This window comes from Halopenitus salinus (assembly GCF_055397165.1).
In genome coordinates this window covers 365870-389876 of the sequence record NZ_AP043853.1, presented here as the reverse complement: position 1 = coordinate 389876, position 24007 = coordinate 365870, and the positions used below count along the sequence as shown (strand labels likewise).

Here is a 24007-nt window from a genome sequence, read left to right as displayed (position 1 = left end):
GAGCGTGGACGTGAGCGGTGTCGGTCGAAACGCGATACACCGTGATTCGGCACACCGCCACGCTCGGACCTGTTGGTTCACCAAACAGTTTTGTGCCGCTGGAGCGTATCACGGATATGCTCGGAACCGTCGCCCGTTTGCTCGTTCTCGCGGAGGGCGTCCTCGGGAGTTTGAAGGTGCCGATCGACGCCACCGGGACCGATCGAGCCGCCTCGGCCCCGATCGGCATCATCCTGATGGTCGGACTGACCGTGATCGTCGCCGGGGTCCTGGCCACCACCGTTCTCGGGATCGACGTCGCCACGATCGCCGACCGGGCGGGAGAGATCCTGACGGGTGACGGCGACGCCGACTACTCGTTCGTGTAGACCCCCTAACGGAACATTCCGGATCGGTCCCGTTTGACGGTTCGCATCGAACTCATCGATCCACCCACGGATCCACCGTCTCACCGTTCCGTCCGCGTCTCTCCTGTGATCGTCTTCCGAGACGACGGGGAGCCGAGCATCAGATCTCATAATTTAGTCATTCTCCTTATGTATCCCCGTCCGATAGTTTCGATCGTCAGTCCACGGGAGGGGGATCCCGATCGAGTTGCTCGATCGGGGCCATCCGACGACTGTCTGATCACCATGCAACCCACGGACATCAAGCGACTGTTCACGGAGGATCGCGCGGTCTCACCGGTTATCGGAGTCATCCTGATGGTGGCGATCACGGTCATTCTCGCGGCCGTGATCGGCACCTTCGTGCTCGGCCTCGGCGACAGCCTTCAGGACACCCAGCCGACGGCGAGCTTCGACTTCGAGTTCGATTCCGCGGATGGGGTCACGATCACGCACTCAGGAGGGGATACGATCGACGCGGATACGAATACCGTGACTGTAACTGCTACCGGCGGTGGGGATGCAAGCATTAACAGCGGTGACTGGTCGGGGAGCCTCTCAGCGGGCACCTCAAAGGAATTCACAGCGAGCAGCAACTGGAACGAGGAAACCGTCTCCGTGAACTGGCAGGCCTCCAGCGGCGGCTCCTCGGCCACGCTCGGATCGAGCACCGCGCCGGACAACAGCTAAACACCCCACTCCTTCGGCCCTCCCGCGGCATTCGTCGTGACGGCGGAGCGCTTTTGAAGTCGCCGGCCCTGCAAGCGGTATGAGCGTCGATCGGATCCTTCTCACGAACGACGACGGGATCGATACCGTCGGCTTCCGCGCCCTTCACCGCACGCTGTCGAAGCGTGGCTACGACGTGGTGGCCGTGGCCCCGGCCGCGGACCAGAGCTCCGTGGGGCGGTCGCTCTCGACGGACGTCGTCGTCCACGACCACGAACTCGGCTACGCCGTGGAGGGCACGCCGGCCGACTGCGCGGTCGTCGGGCTCAGCGAACTCGTCCCGGACGCCGACGTCGTCGTCGCCGGGTGCAACGAGGGCGCGAACCTGGGCGAGTACGTCCTCGGCCGCTCCGGCACCGTCTCCGCGGCGGTGGAGGCGGCCTTCTTCGACGTCCCCGCCATCGCGACGTCGATGTACGTCCCGGCCGGCGAGGATCCGTCCGAGTGGTCGCTCGACCTCCGGGACTTCGCACACGCGAGCGCGACCACCGGATTTCTGGTCGACCACGCCGTGGGCGCCGGCGTCTTCGAACAGGTCGATTACCTGAACGTGAACGCGCCGATGGCCGACGGCGAGACCGGCCCGAATCCCGCCGAACGGGCGCCGATCGAGGTGACCGAACCCTCACAGCTCTACGAGATGGACGCGAGCCGAACGCCCGAAAACGGCGTCCGACTCCACGACCGGATCTGGGACCGCATGGAGACCGGCGACCTCCCGGACCCGCCCGGAACGGACCGGCGTGCGATCGTCGAGGGGCGCGTCTCGGTCTCGCCGCTCACGGCGCCGCACACGAGCGGCCACCACGAGGCCCTCGACGGGCTCGCGGAGACCTACGAGAGCGTCGACGCCGGCGTCGAGATCGATGCCGATGTCGGGACCTCGACGTCCGAGAACTGAGCTACTCCTCGTCGCCGCTTCCGTCGCTGACGGTGACCTGCGCCTCGCGGATCACGGAGTCGCCGATCTCGTAGCCGGGCTGGTAGACCTCGGCGATCGTCCCCTCCGGCTCGTCGCTTCCGACCCGGAGCATCACCTGATGGCGAACGGGGTCGACGTCCGATCCCGGGTCCGGCTCGATCGCCTCGACGTTCTCCTCCTCGAGAACTCGATCGAACTCCTCGAGGGTCGACTCCACGCCCGGGCGCAGGTCCGCGCCCTCCTCCTGTTCGAGCGCGCGAACCAGGTTGTCGCGAACAGGAACGATCCGCTCGATCAGGTCCTCGGCCGCCCGCTCTTTGATCTGTTCCTGCTGTCGTTTCGCGCGCTGTTTGTAGTTCTGGAAGTCCGCCTGCTTGCGCTTCAACCGCTCCCTGAGGTCGTCGATTTCGTCCTCGCGATCCTCGAGTTCCGCCTCCAGCGTCTCGATACGCGCTTCGCGTTCCGCGAGGCGCGCCTCCAGGTCGGCCGCCTCGTCGGCGAGATCGTCGACACCCCGGGCGTCGAGCTCCGCGATGCGCTCGGCGAGACCGAACTCGCCGGACGCGTCGGGACTTCCGCTTTCGCCCCGGGCGGCCGCATCCCGGCCGTCGACGCCGACCGTCGGGTCCCCGTCGACCGCATCGTCCGCGTCGTCCGCATCCGACGTCGAGGGGGTCGCGTCCTCGTCCTCGAACTCGATCTCGACGGCGTCGTCCTCGCTCATGGTCGATCGGTGGGTCCCGGCGGGCATAAGGCTTGCAAAAACGCTTCGAGAGACGTCTTCCGCTCCGCGCGTTCGCCATCGTTTTGGTGCCGGAGGGAACGTTCGCGGGAACTTTCGGGAGTTTATAATCCATCGCGCGGGAAGGGGGTCCATGACCGCGCCGAATCGGAACGTGCTCTGGGCGAACGCGATCGTCGACGGGCTGGCGAGCGCCGGCGTCTCGGCGGCCGTGATCTCGCCGGGCAGCCGTTCGACGCCGCTCGCGATGGCGTTCGCGCGCCACGAGGAGGTCCACGTCTTCTCACAGCTCGACGAGCGCTCGGCGGCCTACTTCGCGCTCGGGCGGGCCCGCCGCACGGGAGCGATCACGCCGCTCGTCTGCACCTCCGGGACCGCCGCCGCCAACTACCACCCGGCCGTGATGGAGGCCGACGAGGGGCGCGTGCCGCTGCTCGCGCTCACCGCCGACCGCCCGCCGGAACTCCGGGATTCGGGAGCCAACCAGACCGCCGACCAGGAGAAGCTCTACGGCGACGCGGTCCGGTACTACAAGGACCTCCCGGAGCCGGCGGCCCACGACCGAACGCTCGCCTCGCTGCGGACCACGGTCGCGCGGGCGGTCGAGGCCGCCGAGGGCGTCGACCCCGGCCCCGTTCACCTCAACGTCCCGTTCGCGAAGCCCCTTGAGCCGACTCCCGTCCCCGGGGACGTGCCCGACGACCTCGACCCGGCGTCCGAGACCGGCCGAGAGGGCCCCTACGTCTCCCGAACGGGCGGCGCCACGAGGGTCGACGATGGAGACCTGCGCTCGCTCGCGGAGGCGCTCTCCGTCGACCGCGGACTGATCGTCGCCGGACCGGCCGATCCCCCGGGTCTCGATCCGGAGGCCGTCACCGCGCTCTCACACGCCACCGGCCACCCGGTTCTCGCCGACCCGCTCTCGGGAGTCCGTTTCGGCGGCCACACCCGCGTCGCGCCCGTGATCGGCGGCTACGACGCCTACCTCTCGGCCGACGCGGCCGGGGACTCGGCGCCGGCGTGGCGCGATCCCGAGGTGGTTCTCCGGCTCGGTGCCTCGCCGACCTCCAAGCGACTTCGAAAGTACCTCGCTGCCACCTCCGCCGACGAGTACGTCGTCGATCCGGCGGGGCGGTGGCGCGAGGCGGAGTTCGCCGCCACGGACCTCGTCGTCGCCGAGCCGAATCGGCTGTGCGGCGACCTCTCACGGCTGGTCGCCGGCGGCGGGTCGGGCGAGTGGCGCGCCCAGTGGGAGGACGCCGACGAACGTGCCTTCGGGGTCCTCGAGGAGTCGGAGGCGTTCTTCGAGGGTCGTGCGGTCGCGACCATCGCCGAATCCGTCCCGGATCCCGCGACGATGTTCGTCTCCAACTCGATGCCCGTTCGCGATCTCGATCGGTTCGCCCGCCCGACCACGCGGAGCCTCACCGTCTGCGGTAACCGGGGCGTCTCCGGCATCGACGGTATCGTCTCCGCGGGACTGGGTGCCGGTTCCGCGACGACCGACGACCTCACGCTCGTGGTCGGCGACCTCGCGTTGTATCACGACTCAAACGGCCTCCTCGCGCTCGACCGGCTCGACCTCGAGGCCACGGTCGTCGCGATCAACAACGACGGCGGCGGGATCTTCCACGCGCTGCCGATCGAGAGGTTCGAACCGGAGTTCACCCAACAGTTCAAGACGCCACACGGCCTCGAGTTCGAAGCGCTCGCCGATCTTCACGGCCTCCGTTACGAGCGGATCGACGCCCGCGTAGAGGGTGGGGACGGCGACGGAAGCGGCGTGGCTGACGGTGACGGGAGCGGCATGGCGGACGACCCACGAAGCGCGCTCGCCGCGACCTACCGGGAGGCGCGCGAACGCTCCGGAAGCACCCTGATCGACGTTCGGTTCGATGCCGAATCGAGCCACCGGACGCGCGAGCGACTGCGCGATCGGGCGGTCGAGGCGGCTCTCGGGGCGGAGTCGGGAGAATAGCGAAGCGATCCGACCGGAAATAGTGATTCAGCGGCGGCTCGCGATCAGTCGTCAGCCGCGGCCGGGCTCGCGTCCGGCTCCGCGAGTTCGCCGGCGCGTTCGAGCTCCGTGAGGTACTCGTCGGCGTCGATGGCCGCCTTGCTGCCCATGCCCGCGGCGGTGACGGCCTGCTGGTAGTGATAGTCGACGACGTCGCCGGCACCGAAGAGCCCCTCGACGCCGGTCCGGGTCTGTCCCGCGCCGGCGCCGTCCTCGGTCCGGAGGTATCCCTCCTCGTTCAGCTCGACGCCGGTTCCCTCGAGGTAATCGGTGTTCGGCGTGTGGCCGATGGCGAAGAAGACGGCGCCGACCTCGAAGTCGTACTCCTCGACCTCGTCGGCGGTCGCCGGATCCTCGAGCTTCTCCTTGGGGTGGCCCTCGGGGTGTTCGACGAGCGTCACGTGGTCGATGCCGTCCTCGGGCGTGCCGTGCAGCTCCGTGACCTCCGTGTTCCGGAGGATCTCGATCTCGCCGTCCTCCACCTTCTCCATCACGCGGTCGATCCAGACATCCTCGGCGCGGAACTCCTCGCGGCGGTGGGCGATGTAGACGGTGTCGGCGAACTTGGTGAGGAAGTTCGCCTCCTCCATGGCCGCGTCGCCGCCGCCGACGACGAGCATGTCCTCGCCGCGGAAGAACGCGCCGTCACAGGTCGCACACGTCGAGAGGCCGTAGCCCATGAGCTCGTCCTCTCCCGGAATGCCGAGCGTCCGTGCGGACGCTCCGGAGGCGGCGATGAAGGCGTCGCAGGTGTAGACGTCGCCGTTCGTCAACTCGACGCGGAACGGGCGGTCCGAGTCCGCGACCGACTCGACGACGCCGTTTTTCGTCTCGGCGCCGAACTTCGTGGCCTGCGCTTTCATCTCGTTGATCAGGTCGGGCCCGGAGATCCCCTCGGAGAATCCGGGATAGTTCTCGACGTCGGTAGTGAGCGTCAACTGCCCGCCCGGCTCGTCGCCCTCCAGGATGAGCGGCTCGTTGTTCGCGCGGGCGGCGTAGATCCCCGCCGTGAGCCCGGCGATGCCGGTCCCGGCGATGATCAGCCGTCGGTGTTCGACTACGTCCTCGCTCATGGCTGAGGGTTGGCGATCGGGGCCTATGTAGGTTGCGCCATGGAGGCCACGGACCCTTCCGTCGGAGTCGTCGCGACGATTTTACGACTCGAACGATTCACCGTTCGGCGGGTTCACGACTCGACGGCTCGGAGCTCACGACTCGACGAGCTCGCCCTCGCGCTCGCGCCATTCGGTGAGGCTACCCTCGTAGATGTGGACGTCCTCGAAGCCGAGCCACCGGAGCGCGACGTACGTGTGTGAGAGCCGGCGCGCGGTGTTACAGTAGAGCACGACCGGCCGGTCCGGCGTGATCCCGCGTTCCTCGAATCGCTCGCGGAGGTCGTCCTTCGCGCGCAGCCCGCGCGTCTCGGGATCGACCGCCTCGGTCCAGTCGAATCGGACCGCGCCCGGGAGGTGCCCGGCCGCGTACTCGTCGGCGTCCCGGGTGTCGACGAATATCACGTCGCGCTCACGGTCCTCGAGCAGCTCGATCACCTCGTCGTATCCCACGATCGGCGAGTCCGCTCCCTCGACGCGACGCGCCTCGATCGTCGTCTCCTCGAGGGAGACGGGATCGCTTTCGATCGGGTAGTCGCGCTTCCAGGCGCTCAGATCGCCGTCGAGGAGGTGGACGTTCTCGACGCCGTAGACGAGCGCCGTGACGAGAAACCGCGCCGCGAAGACCCCGTTCGTGTCGTCGTAGGCGACGAGGACGTCGTCCCGGGAGAGGCCGGCAGCGCCCAGACGCTCCGCGAACGCCTCGGCGCCCGGAAGGTGGCCGACGTCGCCACCCTCGGCATCGCGGAAGTCCTCGAAGGGAACGTTCACGGCACCGGGGACGTGTCCGAGCGCGTCGTACTCCCAGGCGTCGCGGACGTCGACCGGGCGCACGCCGGGGTCATCGAGGTGATCGGCGAGCCACTCGATCGGGACGGTGATCTCGGTCATCGGTCCTCCCTTCTACCTCCGGACGGTTTATTCCGCTGACCCGCGCCGATTCGGCCGGGCCTTCCGGATACCGGCAACATTTGAAACCCCCGCGGCGATCGCGGCCTCGATCCTCTCGGACCGTCGATGATCGACGGCGGGCATCCGGGCGGTACGACCCGACGATCGACGGGCGGCCGACAGCTCCGGACATGAACCGGCAATAATCTCCCCCGATCCGAACGAGAGGCGGGTATGTCCGTGGTGTTGGGGACCTTATAGGTCGAACACGTAGGGGGAACTGCTATGGGAGATTCCGATTACGCGAACGACGTGCTCGTCTCCGCCGACTGGGTGGAGGCGCGGCTCGACGAGTTCGAGAGCGACGACGACGACCTGCGGCTCGTGGAGGTCGACGTCGACACCGAAGCGTACGACGACGCGCACGCGCCGGGAGCCATCGGCTTCAACTGGGAGAGCCAGCTCCAGGACCAGACGCAGCGTGACATCCTCGAGAAGGAGGACTTCGAGGCGTTGCTCGCCGAACACGGCATCAGCGACGACTCGACGGTCGTCCTCTACGGCGACAACTCGAACTGGTTCGCGGCCTACGCCTACTGGCAGTTCAAATACTGGGGCCACGACGACGTGAAGCTCCTCGACGGCGGCCGCGAGTACTGGGTCGAGAACGACTATCCGACGACCGACGAGGTCCCCTCCTTCCCCGAGGTCGACTACGAGGCGGGCGGCCCCTACGAGTCGATCCGCGCCTACCGCGACGACGTCGAGAAGGCGATCGACCGCGGCGTTCCGCTCGTCGACGTGCGCTCGCCCGAGGAGTACCGCGGCGAGATCCTCGCGCCGCCGGGACTCCAGGAGACCGCCCAGCGCGGCGGCCACGTCCCCGGCGCGAAGAACATCTCGTGGGCGGCCGTCACGAACGATGACGGCACGTTCAAGACCCGCGATGAGCTCGAGGAGCTCTACGCGGAGGAGGACATCGACGGCGACGAGACGACGATCGCCTACTGCCGCATCGGCGAGCGCTCGTCGGTCGCCTGGTTCGCGCTCCACGAGCTGCTCGGCTATGACGACACGATCAACTACGACGGCTCCTGGACCGAGTGGGGCAACCTCGTCGACGCGCCGATCGAGACCGGCGACGGCGAGTGAGCGGGCGGACGATACAGCGTTAAGTCGGTCCGCGGCCTTCCGTTTTTCATGAGCGCAGACGACGTACACGAGCGCGTCCGGTCCGAACTCGCCACCGAACTGTCCAGGCTCGGCTCCTCGAAGGCGCTCTATGCCGCCACCGAGGGCGAACTGAACGCCGATCGCGTCCTGCGGGCGGCGGCCGACGCGGAGCTCGCCGCGGCCGAGACCTTCGAAGCGTGGGCCGGGGACGAGGAGAACGACGCGGCGGCGGAGGTCTTCGCCGCGATCGCCGCGGAGGAGCGCGACCACTTCGATCGCGTCCGCGAGGAATTGGACGACTACGACCCCGATCTCGGCGAGGACCTGCTCGCCATTCCCTCCCACCTCCGCTCGCTCGATGACACCCTCGAGCGGGCTGGCGCGCTCCTCGGACGGATCCTCGTCGCCGACGAGTCGAAGTCCCAGTACGTCGGGTACTTCGTGGGCGACGCCGATCCGCAAACGGCCGCGGTCTTTCGTGATCTCCGCGGGGACCTCGAGGGACAGCGCGAGCGCGCTCTCGAACTGATCGACCGCGTCGGAGCGGACGAGGCCGACCTGGAGGTCGCGAGGGAAGCCGCCGCCGCGGTCGTGGAGATCGCCTACGAGGAACACGTCGAGACGCTGGAGTCGCTCGGCGTCGATCCGAAGCCGGTCTGTTGAGGCGTCGACGCATTCGCCGGGCGATCGGAGTCGCTTGCAATCGCTGAGCGATCGGAGCCGCTTGCGATCGCCGGAAACGAACGGACGGACAGTCCTTTGTGACTCCGCTGCGGAGCGACGCGCATGCCCGCGGACCTCGATGAGAAGACCGATCGCTACGAGCGGATGCTCGCGGACGCGCTCGCGGAGGCGGAGGCGGCCGCGCCGGCGGGAACGCCGCTCGGCGAGGCGGCCGCGGAGTGTCGCGAGATGGCCAAGTCGTACCTCGAGGACGGGAGGCACTTCCGCGAGGACGGGGATCCGGTCAACGCGCTCGCGTCGTTCTCCTACGGGTACGGCTGGCTCGACGCCGGGGTCCGTTTCGGGCTCTTTTCGATCCCAGAGGACACTGAGCTGTTCACGACGTAGCGTTCGTTCGCTTCGTGTGAGTCTGATCCGCATCGATCGCTTCGTGTGACCCACACCGCTCGCTCTGTGAGACCCACGTCCAGGCGTCACACGAACCGTTCGTTCACGAACGGGCCGGATCGTCCCCGGAGTTCGCCGTCGACTCGCCCTCGGGGGCCACGACCGACTCGATCTCCGAGACGATCTCCACCGCCGGATCGCGGGCCCGGTAGGTCTCGACGAGTCGGTAGCAGACGACGTAGCTCGGAACGATCGTCGCCACGGAGAGGATCACGTTTCCGAGCAGGATCCGAACGGCGATGTCGCGTCCCGCCGAAAACGACGCCCCGGACAGGCTCGCGCTCGTGACGGTCGCGCCCTCGACGGGCCCGAGCAGGAACACGCCGATCGCGAAGCTCGCGACGTAGACGCCGGACTTCACGACCGGATTGATGAGCAGGGCGGAGGCGACGAACGCGAGCTTGCTCACCCCGTCGGACAGCCACGCCAGGGCGACGAAGACGAGCAGCCCCACACCGACCGTCGGCAACATCGTGACGAAGACGCCGAACGAGAAGCTCCCGGCGATCTGGTGGGGCGTGTGCGTCTCCGCGAAGGCGTCGTGGAGTCCCTTCCGGAGCCGCCGTCGCCACGTTCCCGCTCGCGTTCGGATCGTCATTCGGTCTCGGTGGGTGATAGCACGCCGGAGGGAAAGTACTTACCGGCGTCACTCCCGGACGCAACGATGATCACTCGAAGCGGTAGGTCGGCCCCTCGGGCCCGTCCTCGACCTCGACGCCGACCGCCGCCAGCGCGTCGCGAAGCTCGTCCGCGCGCTCGTACTCGCCCGCCTCGCGAGCTGATTCGCGGAGATCGAGGACGAGCTCGACGAGTTCGTCGGCGAGTTCGACGTCCCCGTCGACGCCCTCTCCGGCGTCGAACCGAAGTCCCAGTACGCCCTCGCCGAACTCCTCGAGCGTCTCGATCGCCCGACGCAGGCCGCGGTAGTCGTACCCGGTTTCGCCGCCCTCGCCGTCCTCGTCGCCTTCGCTGCCCTCGCCACCCTCGCTGCTCTCGACGCGATCGAGGTGTCGGTTGACGGCGTCGGTGAGTTCGAGCAGCGCCGCGGTCGCCTCCCGGACGTTGAGGTCGTCGTTCATCGCGGTCTCGAAGTCCTCCCGGGCGACGTCCACGGCCGATCGGAGGTCCTCGTCCGTGGCCTTCGTGTGTGCGTCCACGGAGTCGAGCGCGTCGACGCCGCGTTCGTGAGTTCGCAAGAGACGCTCCCACCGCTCTTCGGCCTCGGCGATCGTCTCCTCGGTGAGCGCCTGCTCGGAGCGGTAGGACGCGCCCGCATAGAACGTCCGGAGGACGTTGACTCCCAGTTCCTCGAGGGCGTCGGGCACCGTCCAGAAGTTCCCGATCGACGAGGACATCTTCTCGCCCTCCATCGAGAGGAGGCCGGCGTGCATCCAGTAGCGGACGAAGGGCTCGCCCGTGGCCGCCTCCGACTGGGCGATCTCGTTTTCGTGGTGGGGAAAGACGAGGTCGCGTCCGCCCATGTGGACGTCGAGCGTCTCGCCGAGGTGCGTCATCGACATCGCCGAACACTCGACGTGCCAGCCGGGTCGCCCCTCGCCCCACGGCGACTCCCAGGTCTCGCCCTCGGGCAGCGGGCCGTCGTGGTCGTGTTTCCGGTGTTCGCGGACGGCCGTCTCGCTCACCCCGCCGGCCTTCCAGAGCGCGAAGTCCGCCGGGTTCCGCTTTTCCGAGCGCTCGTCGGGCTCGCCTTGCGCCTCGAGTTCCTCGACGTCCTGGTTCGAGAGCCGTCCGTACTCCTCGAAGGTCGTGACGTCGAAGTAGACGGAGCCGTTCGACTCGTAGGCGTAGCCGGCCTCGACGAGCGACTCGACCAGATCGAGTATCTCCGGGACGTGCTCGGAGACGCGGGGATACACCTCCGCGCGAAGCAGGTTGAGCCCGCGCATGCTCTCGAAGACCGTCTCGGTGAACGTCTCCGCGACGTCGGGTTCGCCCGTCCACTCCTCGCGTTCGCCGACGCGTGCGGCGATCTTCTCGTTGACGTCGGTGACGTTCTCGACGTGACGGACGTCGTATCCGAGGTGGTCGAGCCATCGGTGGAGGACGTCGGCGTGGACCCACATCCGGGCGTGACCCAGGTGGGGGTCGTCGGAGACCGTGAGCCCGCAGACGTACAACAGCACGTCGTCGCCGTCGACCGTGAACTCCACGCGCTCGTCCCGCAGGGTGTCCGTCACGGAGAGGGTCATCACGGCCGGATTCTCGTGGCGAGCCTTTCAACGCGTCGATCGGAGCAGTTCGAGGGATCTGACCGGTCCGGTCAGTATCTCTCAGACGCCCAGCGCGTCCGCCAGGTCGTGGAACGAGTCGATCGTCAGGTCCGGCTCCTCGCCGAACGACTCCCACGGCGTGTCCTTTCGATCGACACGAATTCCTTGCATCCCGGCGTGTCTCGCCCCCATGACGTCGAACCAGCCGGCGGTGACGTGGGCGATCTCACGGATCGGCGTTCCCGTCCGCCCCGCGGCGTGGCGGTATATCTCGGCGGCGGGCTTGAACGTCCGGACCTCGTCCGCGCTGATCGCGTCCTCGATGAGGTCCCCGATGTCGGCGTGTTCGATCATGGAGGCCAACATCTCGGGATTCCCGTTCGAGACGACGTAGCAGTCGTACCCTCCCTCGCGAAGCCGTTCGATCCCGTCTCGAACGTCCTCGAACACGTCGAGTTCGTGGTAGACGGCGAGGATCTCGTCGCGTTCCTCGGGCGAGACGTCCACCCCGTGAGCGTCGAGCGCGTACTGGAGGGCGTCGCGGTTCATCTCGTAGAACGGCTGGTAGGCGTCGATCTGGTTGGCGACGAACGTGTACTCGAGCGATCGCGCCCGCCAGAGCTTCGAGATCGGCTCCGGGTCGTCGACCCGTTCCGCGAGCGCTCGTTCCGCGGCGTCGACGTCGACGAGCGTGCTGTAGGAGTCGAACGTGATCGTGGTGACGCGGTCGGCATCCAGGGGCATCGAGTTCCACCACACGCTCGCGTCAGTTAGCACTAGCGGCGGAGCGCCTCCGGTTCGACTCCCCGGATCCCCGACTTTCGAGCATTCGGAGCCCGACCACTCATTAGGGGTGCGTGCGATCGTGAGGTATGATCTCGAACACCCGGCTTTACGCCGCCGCGATCGCGTTCTCCTCGGGCCTGTACTCGATCTGGAGCGCGTCGACGGCATCGCGAATGACCTCGAGCGGACTGCTCATGGGGGTCCTCGGGGCGATCGTGATCGTCCACGGCGCGGTTCTGCTCACCGCGCATGCGGACCGGCTCGCGGGCTGGAGCGGTCGGCTCATGATCGGATACGCCCTCGTGATGCTCCTCAACCAGCTCCTCGTCGGAACCGGGATGGTCGGCGGGTCGGGGACGATGGGAACGGGCGGAGCAGGAATGACCGGCGGCATGGGAGGTTCCGGCATGGCCGGATCGGGCATGGCGAGCGGCATGGGCTGGGATCCGGGAATGGTCGCGCTCGCGGCGTTGATGCTCGCAAGCGGCGTGATCATGGCGTGGGGCCCCCGGATGGACGACGAGGGGAGCGAAATGCACGGTTAATCGTTGGGACGTCGAGGAGATGTGCTGGAGGAGGGGTGCCCGAGGAGGTGTGCTGGAGGTAACCCGGTTACCTTTCGCTCAGATTACACTTATCCGCCGCGGCGTCCATGGTGTGAATACCCATGGCAACCGAAACGCGATCGACGGACGTCACGGTCGAGGTTACCTCGAAACAGTGGGTCGCCGGAGCCGTCGGCGGGTTCATCGGCAGCGTTCCGTTCGGGCTCATGATGATGTACGTGATGCCGCCGCCGCTTCTGGAGGTCGTGATCCCGGCCATGTACGGGATCGAGGGGCCGGCGCTGCTCGCCGGGTGGGCGATCCACCAGTTCCACGGCGTCGTGTTGGGGCTCGTCTACGTCGCGCTCGTTCAGACGGGACCGCTCCGCCAGACCGCTCGATCGACCGGCGGCGCGATCGGACTGGGGGTCGCATACGGAATCCTCACGACGGTCGCTCTCGCGGTGGTCGTGATGCCGCTTTGGCTCGGGGCCGTCGGCTTCCCGAACGCGCCGCCGTTCCCCAATTTCGCGATCCCGGCCACGATCGTCTCCGGGATCGGCCACGTCGTCTACGCCGTCCCGGTCGCGCTTCTGTACGCGAGATCGTTCGCGGAGTGAGCGAGGACTGTTCCGGATCGATTCATCCGGTTCGTGACGACCGCACCGGATTCCGGCGGATCGGCGCCGCGACCGAGTTCCGGCAGAACGTCCGCCGATCACAACCCTTTCGCCGACCCGTCGGGTACCCGTCGACGTGAGCACACGAAGCGATCGGTCGACGGAATCACCCGACGGCCGCCGGAGTTGGCTCGTGGCGATCCTCGGCGCGGTGGGGATGATCTTCACCTTCGGGACGCCGCTCTCCTACGGGGTTCTCCGCGACCCGCTCAGCGAGACGTTCGCGATCTCGCCGGTCGCGCTCTCCACCGTCTTTTCGGTCATGCTCTTCACCTTCTTCATCGGGTCGGGAACGATCGGCGTCTTCTCCGCACACCTCCCGGCCCGGGGGGTGCTCCTCGCCTGCACCGCCGCGACTGCGCTCGTCTCCCCCGCGCTGTTTTTCGTCGAGTCCTACGCGGGGCTGCTGGTCGTCTTCGCCGTGCTCGGGATCGCGTTGGGAACCGTGTTCGTTCTGCTCGCCTCCATCGTCCCCCGGTGGTTCGACGAGCGGCGCGGCGCCGCGACAGGGCTCATCTTCGTCGGAAACGGGCTCGGACTCTTCGTGTTGCCGCCGGTCTGGGAGTACGCGATCGCCACCGTGGGCATCCGCCGCGGGTTCTTGACCATCATGTCCGTGACGGCCGTCACCTTCCTGTTCGCCGGGATCGTCTGTCGCCGGCCGCGATGGGCCGACCAGTCGTCGGCGACGGCGGGCGAGCTCCTGGAGTGGGTCGCCGGGCTGGCGCGGACGCGGCGGTTTCAGCTGCTCTTCGTCGGGATCGGGCTCGCGTTCGCGTGGTACCAGCTGCTCGCGGCGTATGCGATCGACTTGTTCGCCGCGCGCGGACTGGCCGGCGCCACGGCCTCGGCCGCCTTCGGCGCGATCGGCGGCGTGAGCATCGTCTCGCGGATCGGCGGCGGCTACGTCGCTGACGTGGTCGGGGCCAGACGCGCCTTCCTCGCCTCGCTCGGCTGTTCGGCGGCGGGGATCGCGGTGCTGCTCGCGCCCTCGCTGCCGGTCATGGCGGTCGGGGTGATCCTCGTCGGCCTGGGGCTCGGCGGCTGTGCGACGATCTACATCCCGCTTTTGATGGGCGTCTACGACCCCGAGATGGACACCGCCATCATCGGCGTGTTCAACGTGGCCGGCGGGGTGGGCGCGCTGGCGATGCCGCCGCTCGGCACCGCGAGCGTCTCCTACACGAACGGCTACGTCGCCGCCATCCTGTTGACGCTCGCCGCGACGCTCGTCGCGTTCGTCGCAATCGCCGTCGGAACCAGGTAAGAACGGTGGAAATCCGGCTCGTGTTCGAGCCCTTCGACCCTACTCCCCCGTCTCCTCGTCGGCGTCCCGCTGGGCCGCCTCGACGCGGTCGGCGTACGACTCCAGCTCCGCGGCCAGCTCGCGCGCCTGCGCGGCGGAGAGGGTCACCCGGTCGGCGTGGGCGGGCAGTTCGGTCAACTCCGTGTTGTCGAGTTCCAGCTCGAGCGTGAGGTGATCGGGGTCCTCGCGCGGGGCGGTCACGTTGAGGACGGCGTAGGCCTCCTCCTCGAAGTCGTGGCCGGTCGCGACCCCGTCGAGCAGATCGAAGGTCGTGTAGGCGTTCACCCGGATGAGTCGGTCGGGCATCGACGGGACTCAGTCGTCGCTCGCAATGGGCGTTCCGTCCGCGCTGGCCGGCGCGGGGCTCGCGTCCATGTCGTCGTCCGCGGCGTAGGGGTACCACGTCATCTTCGTGTTGTGCATGTAGGGGTCCTCGTAGCTCGTCTCCTCGGGCTCGATCAGCTCCTCGAGTGCTCCGTCTCCGTCGTCCCCGTCGAGGCGCTCGATGAACTCGCGGAAGCTCTCGCCGTCCTCGCGGCGCTCGTCGTACCGCTCGATCAGGTTCGAGATGGCGCCGGGGACCTCGTCGGCGGGGACGCGCTGGCCGACCCACTCCGCGAAGCGCGGGTCCTCGCCGAGCCCGCCGCCCAGGCCGATATCGAGCGCCTCGACCGGCTCGCCGTCCTTGCGGGTCTTCATCCCGCGGAGGCTGACGTCGGCGATCTGCGGCTGGGCACAGGAGGCGGTACAGCCGGACAGGTGGACGTGGAAGTCCTCGACGTCCGCCGGGAGATCGACGTTCTCCTTGAGCCAGCGGGCGTACCGGACCTGCCGGTTCTTCGTCTCGACGATGGAGAGCGAGCAGAACTCCGTGCCCGTACAGGCGATGGAGCCGCGCATGAACGGGTGCGGGTCCGGCGAGTAGTCCTCCAACAGCGGCTCGGCGAGCAGGTCATCGAGTGCCGACTCCGGAACGTCGGTGATGAGGACGTTCTGGCGCTGGGTGATCCTGATCTCGCCGGAGCCGTACTCGTCGGCGACGTCGGCGAGTTCGTGGACGTCGTCGACGCCCATCCGGCCGACGAGGACGTTCAAGCCGACGTAGTAGTTCCCGTCGGCCTGTTCGTGGACGCCGACGTGGTCGCTGTGGCCGCCGGTCGGGAGGCCCTCGGAGGACCGGCCCGCGTTGTAGGTGTACTCCTCGCGCAGGTCCTCTCCCGCCGTCTCGAGCTCGAAGTCGACGAACTCCTCCTGGAGGACCCGCCGGATCTTCTCGGGCCCCCACTCGTCGACGAGGAACTTGATGCGCGCGGAGTAGCGGTCCTCGCGGTCGCCGTACTCGCGAAACAGCGCCGAGAGCCCGCCGGCGACCGCCTCGGCGTCGTCGGGCTCGACGAAGACGTCGATGTCGCGAGCGAGCCTGGGCTCGTTGCGGGCGAGCCCGCCGCCGACGCGCACGTTGAAGCCCTTGCGGCCGTCCTTCCTTGCGGGCTCGAGCGCGAGGTCGTTGATGTCGCCCTGCCCACAGCCCTCACGGCAGCCCGTGACGCTCACCTTCCACTTGCGCGGCAGGTTCGAGTGGTCGTCGTTGCCCTTGAAGGTCTCGTGGAGGTCCATCGCGACCGGCAGCGCGTCGACGAACTCGTGGCGGTCCTTGCCCGCGACCGGACAGCCCACGATGTTGCGCCAGGAGTCACCACACGCCTGCTGGGTGGAGAGGCCGTTCGCCTCGAGCTTCTCGAAGATCGCCGGGACGTCCTCCAGGCGGATCCAGTGGAGCTGGATCGACTGGCGGGTCGTCCAGTCGCAGTAGGCGGCGCCGAACTCCGGGTTCTCGCCGGGGCCGCGGGCGTACTCGTCGGCGATCTCGGCCACGACGCGCACCTGTCCGGGCTCCAGCACGCCGTTCGGCGTGCCGATCCGCATCATGAAGTAGGACTCCTGGCCGTTCCGCTGGTGGTAGAGCCCCCACCACTTGAACCGCTCGAACCAGGCGTCGTGTTCGTCCTCCGGGATCGACTCCCAGCCCCGCTCCGCGAACTCGAAGAGGTGCTCGCGTATCTCGTTGCCGTACGTCTCGGACTTCCAGCGCTCTACGTCCGTGGGCATCTCTGGATGTCCCTGCGTGTCCCGTCCCCCTAAAGCGCCCCTCGGCGTCAATTCTCCCCAGTGGTTCGCGATACCGGAGAGTGTTTCCGTCCGCCGAGCGGCCCGCCCGGCCGTCGAACCGCGTTCGTCGCGAGCGGCTCGTAGCTCCCCTCTCGCACCCGCCCGATCGGGATCGGCTTCGTCGACGTCGCGTGCCCACATCGGATGCACCGGCCGTACGTCTCGGCGGCGACCGTTCGCCCGTCGACGGAGACGTCCGTGATCCCCTCCACGACGAAGTCGGCGATCGAACACCCGCAGATCCCCCGCACGTACCAGAGTTCGCTCGTTCCGGCGCGACGCTCGTCGTTCAAGGACACCCACGCGCCGTCGTCGAGCGTTCGCAGCGAGACCGTCATGATCGACGGAACGAGCCCCGCGGGGGAAACCCCGTCGGCGCCCGTAACCATCGACACGATCCGTGACGCCGCAATTCGCGACGATCGACGGACGGGACCCGATCCGGGTTCACACGGTCGACCGAGATACCTGCAAGGACACCCGGTGTCGGCGAGCCTCGGTAGTGCTTGTTCGGGGGGACCCGTTTAATCCGATGGAGTACGTACGGACGGGTGATGACCGGACTAGCCGACACGGAACACGCCTCCGCGGACGTCGCACCGGAGCTGTTCGACCGCCGCGACCGCCGCGATCTCCGAGGCGGCCGCGCCCCACCGACCGTGGAGGGGGACGCCGAATGAGCGAGGACGGCGAACACCTCCGTGAGATCCCGACGGGCGCCGGCTGTACCGAGATCTGGGAGAAGCTCAGCGAACAGCGCGAGGAGGGACGGAACGTCGATCGCGACTCGGATCCCGATCCGGCTTCCGATCCCGACTCCGATCCGGATCACGGCACTCGTTCCGACCTCGGCGCGGACGCCGCCGTCGATCTCACGGACGCGGAGTGCTCCCGATCGGACGACGACCGCTGAACGACCGTGGTCCGTCCCGGCGAGCGAGACCCTCCGCCTCCTCTCGTCCTTTTTTGTCTCTTTTCGTTTCCTCTCCCGTTCCCGAATACATCTCAGCGATCCGTAAAATATGCGATAACGTCCACCACACTATCGACTGAAAATCCAGATAATAGCGGTTTAAATGCCCGAGATCCGTTTCTCGTCCGTGCGTGAGAATACGTGTCACCGAGAAAGTATTAAGTAGTCAACGGCCCAATATATGAGCGTAACCGCAACCCTTCAGCGTCGGGATGCTGAACGCGATTCGACGTCGCGTTCGGGAGTCATCGCCGCCTCCGGTTCGGATCACCATATCATGAACATCAAGACACTCTTCAGCGACGAACGTGCGGTCTCGCCGGTCATCGGCGTCATTCTGATGGTGGCTATCACCGTCATTCTCGCGGCCGTGATCGGCACCTTCGTGCTCGGTCTCGGCGACGACCTCCAGGACACCTCGCCGACGGCGAGCTTCAACTTCGAGTACGAGGACGGTGCCTCTCAAGATAGCGTTACAATCACGCACGCCGGCGGTGACACGATCGATGGGGCGCTCTTGAGCGTTACCGCGGACGGGACTGATCTGAGTGCAAGTTGGGCCAGTGATGTCTCCGCCGGATCCTCGACGACTGTCGACGCACCTTCGAGCGATTGGACAGGCGAGACCATCCGGGTGAACTGGGAGTCCGAAACCGGCCAGTCGTCGGCGACGCTCGCCACCAGCACGGCGCCCGACTACTCGGGCTGATCGCAGGCTGATCGTTCGGATCGGTAGCCGCGGCCCGGTTTCGTTTTTCACGCTTCGATCGTCGAAGCCACGCCGAGGGGAACAGTAAAGTCGGATAGCTCACACAACGGTGTATGTTCCTCTCGCAGGTTCCGGGGATCGCGGTGGTCTTTCTCCTCATCCTCGGGACCCTCCTGGCCTTCCTCACGGAGGTCGTGCCGAACGACGTCACGGCGATCGCGGTCATGGCCAGCCTCGTCGTTCTGGAGCCGTGGACCGGCGTCGGCGCCCGCGAGGCGATCTCCGGGTTCGCGAACCCCGCGACCGTCACGATCATCGCGATGTACATGCTGAGCGCGGGCATCCAGGGAACGGGGATCGTCGAACGGCTCGGCGTCCATCTCGCCGACTTCACGGCGGGAAAGCGGTACCGCGCGCTCGTCGCCACCGTCTGTACCACGGGGCCGATCGCGGGCTTCGTGAACAACACGCCGGTCGTCGCCGTCTTCGTCCCGATGGTCACGACGCTCGCCGAGGAGTCGAAGCTGAGCCCCTCCAAGCTGCTTTTGCCCCTGTCGTACGCCGCGATCCTCGGCGGCACGCTCACCCTCATCGGAACGTCGACGAACATCCTCGCGAGCGACTTCGCCCGGATCCTGATCGACGGCCGCGACGGGATCGGGATGTTCGAGTTCACGGGACTCGGGGCGGTCCTCCTGCTCGTCGGGCTCGCGTATCTCCTGACCGTCGGGTGGTGGCTCACCCCCGCCCGGATCCCGGTGGACGCTGACGCGGTCTCGGAGTTCGACCTCGAGGACCACCTCGCGTTCATGCGGGTCCGTCCGGACTCGCCCGCGGTCGGTCGCCCCGTCGACGCGCTCGACGCGGAGCACCCCGACGTCCGGGTCCTTCAGGTTCGCCGCGGCGAGGAGGCCTACGCCGGACCGGGATCCGACCACCGCCTCGAGGCGGACGACGTGCTCGTGGTTCACGGGTCGCTGCAGGCGGTAAACCGGTTTCGCGAGGCGGCCCACCTGAGCCAGCGCGTCCGCGAGTCGGTCACGGACGAGACCTTCGAGGCCGCCGCGACGGACGGCACCCTCGCGCGGGCGGTCGTTCCCGAGGGCTCACGCTACCTCGGTGAATCGATCGCCGAGACCGGACTCGAGGAGTACCACCGGACGACCGTGCTCGCTCTCCGCCGCGGGGGCGAACTCGTCCGGGAGGGGCTCGCCGACGAGACGCTCCGGACCGGCGATCTGCTGTTGGTCCGCACGACGCCGGCGTCGATCCGGTACTTCACCGATACCGGCGAGCTGCTCGTGGCGGACGACGACGCCATCGACCGGATGGCGGACGCGGAGCCCGCCGAAGTCGCGCCGGTGTCGTCCAAGGCGCCCGTCGCGGTCGGAATCCTGGCCGGCGTCGTGTCGCTCGCGGCCCTGGACGCGCTCCCCGTCGTGATCGCCGCGCTGGCCGGCGTGGTGGCCATGGTCCTCACGGGCTGTCTGCGGACGGTCGACGCCTACGACGCGGTCTCCTGGAACGTCGTCTTCCTGCTCGCCGGGGTGATCCCGCTCGGGCTCGCGCTGGAGGAGACCGGCGGAGCCGCGGTGGTCTCGGCGTTCGTCGTCGCCACATCCGACGTCCTTCCCCTCGTCGGCGTGTTGTTCGTGCTCTACGTCGTCTCCGGGGCGCTCGCGAGCGTCATCACCCCGGTCGCCACGGTGGTGCTCATGATCCCGGTCGGCGTCGACGCCGCCGCACGTCTCGGCGCCAACGAGTTCGCGTTTCTGCTGGCCGTGATGTTCGCCTCCGCGACGTCGTTCATGACGCCGGTCGGCTACCAGACGAACCTGATGGTCTACGGCCCCGGGGGCTACGAGTTCTCCGACTTCCTCCGGGTGGGCGGCCCGCTCCAGCTGCTTCTCGCCGTGGTCGCCACGGTCGGAATCACCGTCGGCTGGGGGCTGTGAGGTGCCCTATCGGGGTCGCGTCCTCACTGCCGTCCCGAGGTGACGGCGTCGTGTGGGACCGTCTCGACCCCGGTGAACTCGAAACGGGCGCCGCCCTCCTCGTCGGCCGTTATCTCGAAGGTCCACCCGTGTCCCTTCGCGACGTCGGCGACGATGGCGAGGCCGTAGCCCGTCCCGTGCTCGCGGGTCGTATAGCCGTGTTCGAGGACCGCCTCGCGTTCGGACTCGGGGATCCCGGGACCGTCGTCGGCGACGTAGAACCCCTCCAGTTCTCCGTCCGAGCCTTCGATCGGGCCGATCCGAACGCGCACGTTCGGACCGGCGTGTTCCACCGCGTTCCGGAGGAGGTTGCCGAGCAGCTCGCGGAACCGCGTCTCGTCGGCCCGAATCGGTCGGCAGTCGTCCGCCACGGACAGCGTCGCGCCGTCGGCGTCGATCTCCGACCACACCTCCTCCGCGAGGGATCCGACCGCGACCGGCTCCACGTCCCCGACGCTCACGCCCCGCCGTGAGAGCGCGAGGACGTCGTCGACGAGCTCCTCGATCCGATCGAGCGACTCCGCGACGCGCTCCAGCTCCGGCGTGTCGTGTTCCTCGCGAGCCAGTTCGGTGTATCCCTTCGCGACGCCGAGGGGGTTCTTGATGTCGTGGGAGACGATGCCCGCGAACTCGTCGAGCTGCTCCTTTTGTCTGCGAAGCTCGCTCTCCCGGCGGCGGCGCTCGGAGACGTCCCGGATGATCCCGGTGAAGTACCGCTCGCCGCCGATCTCGTGTTCCCGCAGGCTGATCATCGTGGGGACCTCGTGACCGTCGGCGTGCAGCGCCGGCAGTTCGACCCCGTCCCAGTCTATGTTGCGTTGGCCGGTCTCGACGTACGCCGCGAGCGCCCTCGCGTGCGTCTCCCGAAGGCGTTCGGGAATGATCCGCATCTTCGAGCTGCCGATGAGCTCCTCGGGCTCGTACCCGAGGATCCGGGTGATACCGGGGTTCGCATAGACGATCCGGCTGTCCGCGTCGATCGTCAACAGCCCCTCCGAGACGTTCTCGACGAGCGTCTGGTAGAACCCCTCCGAATCCGCGAGGGGAATGTCGGGCCTCGGGGACGACGTCGACGGATCGCTCATTGATCGCTACACGGGAGCGAGGGTTAAAACCGAATCCCAAAATTTCACTCGATCGGCGGCGGATTGATCCCCCGCCGACGGATCGACTCCTCCGTTCATTGACGCCCTGCGTGTGACGCCGTCGAGGAGCGGGTGCGACACACAGCAGAAGCCCTAATGGCGAGCGGCACGGACGGAGCGACATGTCCAAACCGGAGGTCGGATCGGGATCGGACGACGTCGCGGTCGACGCTCTCCGGTATGAGACCCTGCGTACGTCCCTCGAGCGCGAGGACGTCGGCCGACACCTCGCGCTGTTTTATGACGCCCCGGCCGAACAGCGGCGAGCGGCGGCCGCGTTCGTCGAGACCGCGCTCCGGCGGGGCGATCGCTGTCTCTACCTCGCCGACACGAACGACGTCCCCGCGGTCGAGCGACTCCTCGAGACGGCGGGAATCGGCGTGGATCGCCACCTCGAGGACGGGACGCTCGAGATACACCACGCATCCGAGGTCTACCTCGAGGACGGATTCGACCCGAACCGAATGGCGGACCTGCTCGCGGACCTCTCCGAGGAGAGCGTCGACGACGAGTACGCGGGACTCGCCGTCGCCGGGGAGAACTCCTGGAGCTTCGGCGTCGACGCGGAGTTCGACGAGATCCTCGAGTTCGAGGTCGCCTTCGACGACCGATGTCCGGACCGTCCCGTCACCGCGATGTGTCAATACGACATGAACCGGTTCGACGATCGGTCGATCGCGAAAGCCCTCTGGACCCACGAACACGTGATCTACCGTGACACCGTCTGTGAGAACCCGTTTTACGTCCCGCCGTCGACGTACTCGCCCGCGACGAAGGCACACGACGGCGTTCGGCTACAGCTCGAACAGACCCGGGAGCTGGCCCGGGTCCGAAACCAGCTCTCCGAGCGCGAACAGCGGCTCGCCGTCGTCGATCGAACGCTGAGACACAACATCCGAAACGAGCTGAACGTCATCCTCGGCCACCTCGAGCTGTTGCAGACGGACCTCGATCCGGGTTCCGAGGCGCTCGAGTCCATCGAGATCTGTCTGGAGTACGCCGAACGGGTCGTCGATCTCTCCGAGAAGGCCAGGTACATCCAGGAGACCCTCTCGGAGGACACCGTTCACGCGACTGAACTCGTCTCGGCGGTGGAGGACGCGATGGCCGACGTGCGTGAACTGCATCCGGACGCACGGATCGAACTCGAGGGCGACGGACCGATCCGGGTCCTCGCCCACGTGAACCTCGATGCCGCCCTCGCGGAGACCATCACCAATGCCGTTACCCATCAGGACCACGACCCTCCCGCGGTCTCGATCCGGATCGACGAGACCGGCTCCAACTCCGGGACGGTGTCGGTCGCAAACCCCGGCGATCCGATCCCCGAGGACGACAGAAAGGCGCTCTTGGGCGGCCAGGAGACCCCGCTCGAACACGGCGGGGGGATCGGCCTCTGGCTCGTGAAGTGGGTCGTGGAGGCCTCTAACGGGACCATCTCGTTCCCCGAAAACGCGGACGAGCGCTCGGAGATCCGCCTTTCCCTCCCGCTCATCGATCGGTGAGTCCCGATCGGCCGAGGGTCACCTGGGATTTCCGGAGTTGACGATCGCTCGACCGATCGGTCGCCACCACGATCACTCGGGGGTCGCGGAGGTCGCCCCGGCGAACTCGACGGTCGTCCCCTCGTACCGGCAGTCCTCCAGGGCGTGTTTCGCCGCGAATCCGGCCTCGTGGGCGGAGCGACCGTGTCCGACGCCGACCTTCAGATCGACGTCAGCGGCCTCGTTGACGTGGTCGATCGCCGCGCGATAGTCCGCCTGATCGAGGTCCGGACAGGCCGCGATGACGTTGTCTCCCCCCACGAAGAAGGACAACGCGCCGTGTTCCTCGCGCATGTAGCGCATCAACGCGGCGTAGCCCTGCTCGATCCGGATGAACGAGTCGAACTCGTTGAGCCGGTCCGTGTACTTGCCCGTCGCGTTGTTCACGTCGAAGTGGGCGATGGCGACGTCGTCGTCGTCGCTCTCCTCGCGATAGGTCCCCGCGAGCACCTCCCGGCGGTCACCGTCCTGTGCGCTCCCGGCGTTCTGGACCCTGCCGGTGGCCGTCTCGAGGGCGTCGATCGGTCGCTCCGCGACGTCGACGCCGAGGCTGACGGTGACCGGATACCGGTTCCGGACCGTGGCCTGCAGCCGCTCGTGGGCCGCCGAATCGAGGCCGTTCGTCACCGCCACCATGTTGTCGAACCGCGTGAAGAAGACGTATCCGTCACGCGATCCGACGAACTGTGCCAGGTCGGCGAACAGCCGCGACTGCATCGTCTGGAGGTCCATCTCGCGGCGCGGATCCGGAGTGACCGTCCAGGGCCCGTAGTTGTCGATCTGGACGAGCGTTACCTGGGTAGTCGTCACGATGTTTTCGTG

At 67.7% G+C, this 24007-nt stretch carries 26 protein-coding genes; 15 read left to right on the top strand and 11 right to left on the bottom strand.

Going from position 1 to position 24007, the window contains the following annotated elements; all coding sequences use genetic code 11:
- Positions 1-116: 116 nt before the first annotated feature.
- The 3 genes from ACZ5YD_RS03745 to surE all read left to right on the top strand — a co-directional run bounded on the left by ACZ5YD_RS03745 (position 117) and on the right by surE (position 2016).
- Complete coding sequence (locus ACZ5YD_RS03745) at positions 117-368, top strand: type IV pilin domain-containing protein (RefSeq protein WP_379741775.1); 252 nt, start codon at positions 117-119, stop codon at positions 366-368.
- 336 nt (positions 369-704) lie between these two features.
- Entirely contained in the window at positions 705-1076 is a 372-nt protein-coding gene (locus ACZ5YD_RS03740; protein WP_464384460.1) for a type IV pilin domain-containing protein, read from the top strand.
- A 79-nt stretch (positions 1077-1155) separates the two neighbouring features.
- Positions 1156-2016, top strand: a complete 861-nt coding sequence (gene surE / locus ACZ5YD_RS03735; RefSeq protein WP_379741769.1) for a 5'/3'-nucleotidase SurE — start codon at positions 1156-1158, stop codon at positions 2014-2016.
- 1 nt (position 2017) lies between these two features.
- Here surE and ACZ5YD_RS03730 read toward each other — a convergent pair whose 3' ends face one another.
- Positions 2018-2761, bottom strand: coding sequence for a nucleotide exchange factor GrpE (locus ACZ5YD_RS03730; protein ID WP_379741766.1), 744 nt, complete (start codon positions 2759-2761; stop codon positions 2018-2020).
- A gap of 151 nt (positions 2762-2912) precedes the next feature.
- On the opposite strand from ACZ5YD_RS03730, the gene menD reads away from it, so the two are divergent.
- A complete protein-coding gene (gene menD / locus ACZ5YD_RS03725) occupies positions 2913-4757 on the top strand; it encodes a 2-succinyl-5-enolpyruvyl-6-hydroxy-3-cyclohexene-1-carboxylic-acid synthase (RefSeq protein WP_379741763.1) in 1845 nt (614 codons plus the stop codon).
- A gap of 44 nt (positions 4758-4801) precedes the next feature.
- Here the strand turns inward: menD and ACZ5YD_RS03720 are convergent, their stop codons facing one another.
- A complete protein-coding gene (locus tag ACZ5YD_RS03720; RefSeq protein WP_379741760.1) occupies positions 4802-5869 on the bottom strand; it encodes an NAD(P)/FAD-dependent oxidoreductase in 1068 nt (355 codons plus the stop codon).
- A 135-nt stretch (positions 5870-6004) separates the two neighbouring features.
- Positions 6005-6799, bottom strand: coding sequence for a sulfurtransferase (locus tag ACZ5YD_RS03715; RefSeq protein ID WP_379741756.1), 795 nt, complete (start codon positions 6797-6799; stop codon positions 6005-6007).
- A 285-nt stretch (positions 6800-7084) separates the two neighbouring features.
- Here ACZ5YD_RS03715 and ACZ5YD_RS03710 point away from each other — a divergent pair, with 285 nt between their 5' ends.
- The 3 genes from ACZ5YD_RS03710 to ACZ5YD_RS03700 all read left to right on the top strand — a co-directional run bounded on the left by ACZ5YD_RS03710 (position 7085) and on the right by ACZ5YD_RS03700 (position 9043).
- Positions 7085-7951 carry a sulfurtransferase gene (locus tag ACZ5YD_RS03710; protein WP_379741753.1) on the top strand — a complete coding sequence of 289 codons (867 nt, stop codon included), beginning with the start codon at positions 7085-7087 and terminating at the stop codon, positions 7949-7951.
- A 48-nt stretch (positions 7952-7999) separates the two neighbouring features.
- Positions 8000-8635, top strand: a complete 636-nt coding sequence (locus ACZ5YD_RS03705; RefSeq protein ID WP_379741750.1) for a rubrerythrin family protein — start codon at positions 8000-8002, stop codon at positions 8633-8635.
- Between the two features lie 123 nt (positions 8636-8758).
- Positions 8759-9043 (top strand): DUF357 domain-containing protein, encoded by a 285-nt coding sequence (locus ACZ5YD_RS03700; RefSeq protein WP_379741747.1) that lies wholly within the window; start codon positions 8759-8761, stop codon positions 9041-9043.
- A gap of 103 nt (positions 9044-9146) precedes the next feature.
- Here the strand turns inward: ACZ5YD_RS03700 and ACZ5YD_RS03695 are convergent, their stop codons facing one another.
- The 3 genes from ACZ5YD_RS03695 to ACZ5YD_RS03685 all read right to left on the bottom strand — a co-directional run bounded on the left by ACZ5YD_RS03695 (position 9147) and on the right by ACZ5YD_RS03685 (position 12078).
- Positions 9147-9701 (bottom strand): DUF2062 domain-containing protein, encoded by a 555-nt coding sequence (locus ACZ5YD_RS03695; protein WP_379741744.1) that lies wholly within the window; start codon positions 9699-9701, stop codon positions 9147-9149.
- Between the two features lie 70 nt (positions 9702-9771).
- Complete coding sequence (cysS, locus tag ACZ5YD_RS03690) at positions 9772-11313, bottom strand: cysteine--tRNA ligase (RefSeq protein WP_379741741.1); 1542 nt, start codon at positions 11311-11313, stop codon at positions 9772-9774.
- Positions 11314-11394: 81 nt separating this feature from the next.
- Complete coding sequence (locus tag ACZ5YD_RS03685) at positions 11395-12078, bottom strand: haloacid dehalogenase type II (protein ID WP_379741738.1); 684 nt, start codon at positions 12076-12078, stop codon at positions 11395-11397.
- A gap of 236 nt (positions 12079-12314) precedes the next feature.
- On the opposite strand from ACZ5YD_RS03685, the gene ACZ5YD_RS03680 reads away from it, so the two are divergent.
- The 3 genes from ACZ5YD_RS03680 (at position 12315) to ACZ5YD_RS03670 (ending at position 14612) form a co-directional block, all read left to right on the top strand.
- Positions 12315-12665 carry a hypothetical protein gene (locus ACZ5YD_RS03680; RefSeq protein WP_379741735.1) on the top strand — a complete coding sequence of 117 codons (351 nt, stop codon included), beginning with the start codon at positions 12315-12317 and terminating at the stop codon, positions 12663-12665.
- A 122-nt stretch (positions 12666-12787) separates the two neighbouring features.
- On the top strand, positions 12788-13285 hold the full coding sequence (locus tag ACZ5YD_RS03675; protein ID WP_379741732.1) for a hypothetical protein: 498 nt from the start codon (positions 12788-12790) through the stop codon (positions 13283-13285).
- A 217-nt stretch (positions 13286-13502) separates the two neighbouring features.
- Complete coding sequence (locus tag ACZ5YD_RS03670; protein WP_379741815.1) at positions 13503-14612, top strand: MFS transporter; 1110 nt, start codon at positions 13503-13505, stop codon at positions 14610-14612.
- Between the two features lie 39 nt (positions 14613-14651).
- Here ACZ5YD_RS03670 and ACZ5YD_RS03665 read toward each other — a convergent pair whose 3' ends face one another.
- From ACZ5YD_RS03665 to ACZ5YD_RS03655, 3 genes are read right to left on the bottom strand one after another with little or no spacing between them, the layout of a single operon-like run.
- The gene (locus ACZ5YD_RS03665; RefSeq protein ID WP_379741729.1) at positions 14652-14957 is read right to left on the bottom strand and encodes a DUF6360 family protein; all 306 of its coding nucleotides are present in this window, start codon (positions 14955-14957) and stop codon (positions 14652-14654) included.
- 9 nt (positions 14958-14966) lie between these two features.
- Positions 14967-16760 (bottom strand): nitrite/sulfite reductase, encoded by a 1794-nt coding sequence (locus ACZ5YD_RS03660; RefSeq protein WP_379741726.1) that lies wholly within the window; start codon positions 16758-16760, stop codon positions 14967-14969.
- A gap of 47 nt (positions 16761-16807) precedes the next feature.
- Positions 16808-17158: a DUF8134 family protein gene (locus tag ACZ5YD_RS03655; protein ID WP_379741723.1), complete on the bottom strand. Its 351-nt coding sequence runs from the start codon at positions 17156-17158 to the stop codon at positions 16808-16810.
- A gap of 216 nt (positions 17159-17374) precedes the next feature.
- On the opposite strand from ACZ5YD_RS03655, the gene ACZ5YD_RS03650 reads away from it, so the two are divergent.
- From ACZ5YD_RS03650 to ACZ5YD_RS03635, 4 genes are all read left to right on the top strand, one after another.
- Positions 17375-17500: a hypothetical protein gene (locus tag ACZ5YD_RS03650; protein WP_379741720.1), complete on the top strand. Its 126-nt coding sequence runs from the start codon at positions 17375-17377 to the stop codon at positions 17498-17500.
- Entirely contained in the window at positions 17497-17733 is a 237-nt protein-coding gene (locus ACZ5YD_RS03645; RefSeq protein ID WP_379741717.1) for a hypothetical protein, read from the top strand. Before ACZ5YD_RS03650 ends, ACZ5YD_RS03645 begins: the two co-directional genes overlap by 4 nt.
- A gap of 337 nt (positions 17734-18070) precedes the next feature.
- Positions 18071-18502, top strand: a complete 432-nt coding sequence (locus ACZ5YD_RS03640) for a type IV pilin domain-containing protein (RefSeq protein ID WP_379741714.1) — start codon at positions 18071-18073, stop codon at positions 18500-18502.
- Between the two features lie 113 nt (positions 18503-18615).
- Positions 18616-20457: an SLC13 family permease gene (locus ACZ5YD_RS03635; RefSeq protein WP_379741711.1), complete on the top strand. Its 1842-nt coding sequence runs from the start codon at positions 18616-18618 to the stop codon at positions 20455-20457.
- A gap of 23 nt (positions 20458-20480) precedes the next feature.
- Here ACZ5YD_RS03635 and ACZ5YD_RS03630 read toward each other — a convergent pair whose 3' ends face one another.
- Positions 20481-21581 carry a two-component system sensor histidine kinase NtrB gene (locus tag ACZ5YD_RS03630; protein ID WP_379741708.1) on the bottom strand — a complete coding sequence of 367 codons (1101 nt, stop codon included), beginning with the start codon at positions 21579-21581 and terminating at the stop codon, positions 20481-20483.
- 182 nt (positions 21582-21763) lie between these two features.
- Between ACZ5YD_RS03630 and ACZ5YD_RS03625 the strand changes: the two genes are divergently transcribed.
- Positions 21764-23146 carry an MEDS domain-containing protein gene (locus tag ACZ5YD_RS03625; protein WP_379741705.1) on the top strand — a complete coding sequence of 461 codons (1383 nt, stop codon included), beginning with the start codon at positions 21764-21766 and terminating at the stop codon, positions 23144-23146.
- A gap of 72 nt (positions 23147-23218) precedes the next feature.
- On the opposite strand, the gene ACZ5YD_RS03620 is transcribed toward ACZ5YD_RS03625, so the two are convergent.
- Positions 23219-23995 carry a GTP cyclohydrolase III gene (locus tag ACZ5YD_RS03620; RefSeq protein WP_379741703.1) on the bottom strand — a complete coding sequence of 259 codons (777 nt, stop codon included), beginning with the start codon at positions 23993-23995 and terminating at the stop codon, positions 23219-23221.
- Between the last annotated feature and the right edge of the window lie 12 nt (positions 23996-24007).

Coding starts and splice junctions, on each gene's coding strand:
- ACZ5YD_RS03745 (WP_379741775.1), top strand. CDS start 117: ATGCTCGGAACCGTCGCCCGTTTGCTCGTTCTCGCGGAGGGCGTCCTC.
- ACZ5YD_RS03740 (WP_464384460.1), top strand. CDS start 705: ATGGTGGCGATCACGGTCATTCTCGCGGCCGTGATCGGCACCTTCGTG.
- surE (WP_379741769.1), top strand. CDS start 1,156: ATGAGCGTCGATCGGATCCTTCTCACGAACGACGACGGGATCGATACC.
- ACZ5YD_RS03730 (WP_379741766.1), bottom strand. CDS start 2,761: ATGAGCGAGGACGACGCCGTCGAGATCGAGTTCGAGGACGAGGACGCG.
- menD (WP_379741763.1), top strand. CDS start 2,913: ATGACCGCGCCGAATCGGAACGTGCTCTGGGCGAACGCGATCGTCGAC.
- ACZ5YD_RS03720 (WP_379741760.1), bottom strand. CDS start 5,869: ATGAGCGAGGACGTAGTCGAACACCGACGGCTGATCATCGCCGGGACC.
- ACZ5YD_RS03715 (WP_379741756.1), bottom strand. CDS start 6,799: ATGACCGAGATCACCGTCCCGATCGAGTGGCTCGCCGATCACCTCGAT.
- ACZ5YD_RS03710 (WP_379741753.1), top strand. CDS start 7,085: ATGGGAGATTCCGATTACGCGAACGACGTGCTCGTCTCCGCCGACTGG.
- ACZ5YD_RS03705 (WP_379741750.1), top strand. CDS start 8,000: ATGAGCGCAGACGACGTACACGAGCGCGTCCGGTCCGAACTCGCCACC.
- ACZ5YD_RS03700 (WP_379741747.1), top strand. CDS start 8,759: ATGCCCGCGGACCTCGATGAGAAGACCGATCGCTACGAGCGGATGCTC.
- ACZ5YD_RS03695 (WP_379741744.1), bottom strand. CDS start 9,701: ATGACGATCCGAACGCGAGCGGGAACGTGGCGACGGCGGCTCCGGAAG.
- cysS (WP_379741741.1), bottom strand. CDS start 11,313: ATGACCCTCTCCGTGACGGACACCCTGCGGGACGAGCGCGTGGAGTTC.
- ACZ5YD_RS03685 (WP_379741738.1), bottom strand. CDS start 12,078: ATGCCCCTGGATGCCGACCGCGTCACCACGATCACGTTCGACTCCTAC.
- ACZ5YD_RS03680 (WP_379741735.1), top strand. CDS start 12,315: ATGGGGGTCCTCGGGGCGATCGTGATCGTCCACGGCGCGGTTCTGCTC.
- ACZ5YD_RS03675 (WP_379741732.1), top strand. CDS start 12,788: ATGGCAACCGAAACGCGATCGACGGACGTCACGGTCGAGGTTACCTCG.
- ACZ5YD_RS03670 (WP_379741815.1), top strand. CDS start 13,503: ATGATCTTCACCTTCGGGACGCCGCTCTCCTACGGGGTTCTCCGCGAC.
- ACZ5YD_RS03665 (WP_379741729.1), bottom strand. CDS start 14,957: ATGCCCGACCGACTCATCCGGGTGAACGCCTACACGACCTTCGATCTG.
- ACZ5YD_RS03660 (WP_379741726.1), bottom strand. CDS start 16,760: ATGCCCACGGACGTAGAGCGCTGGAAGTCCGAGACGTACGGCAACGAG.
- ACZ5YD_RS03655 (WP_379741723.1), bottom strand. CDS start 17,158: ATGACGGTCTCGCTGCGAACGCTCGACGACGGCGCGTGGGTGTCCTTG.
- ACZ5YD_RS03650 (WP_379741720.1), top strand. CDS start 17,375: ATGACCGGACTAGCCGACACGGAACACGCCTCCGCGGACGTCGCACCG.
- ACZ5YD_RS03645 (WP_379741717.1), top strand. CDS start 17,497: ATGAGCGAGGACGGCGAACACCTCCGTGAGATCCCGACGGGCGCCGGC.
- ACZ5YD_RS03640 (WP_379741714.1), top strand. CDS start 18,071: ATGAACATCAAGACACTCTTCAGCGACGAACGTGCGGTCTCGCCGGTC.
- ACZ5YD_RS03635 (WP_379741711.1), top strand. CDS start 18,616: ATGTTCCTCTCGCAGGTTCCGGGGATCGCGGTGGTCTTTCTCCTCATC.
- ACZ5YD_RS03630 (WP_379741708.1), bottom strand. CDS start 21,581: ATGAGCGATCCGTCGACGTCGTCCCCGAGGCCCGACATTCCCCTCGCG.
- ACZ5YD_RS03625 (WP_379741705.1), top strand. CDS start 21,764: ATGTCCAAACCGGAGGTCGGATCGGGATCGGACGACGTCGCGGTCGAC.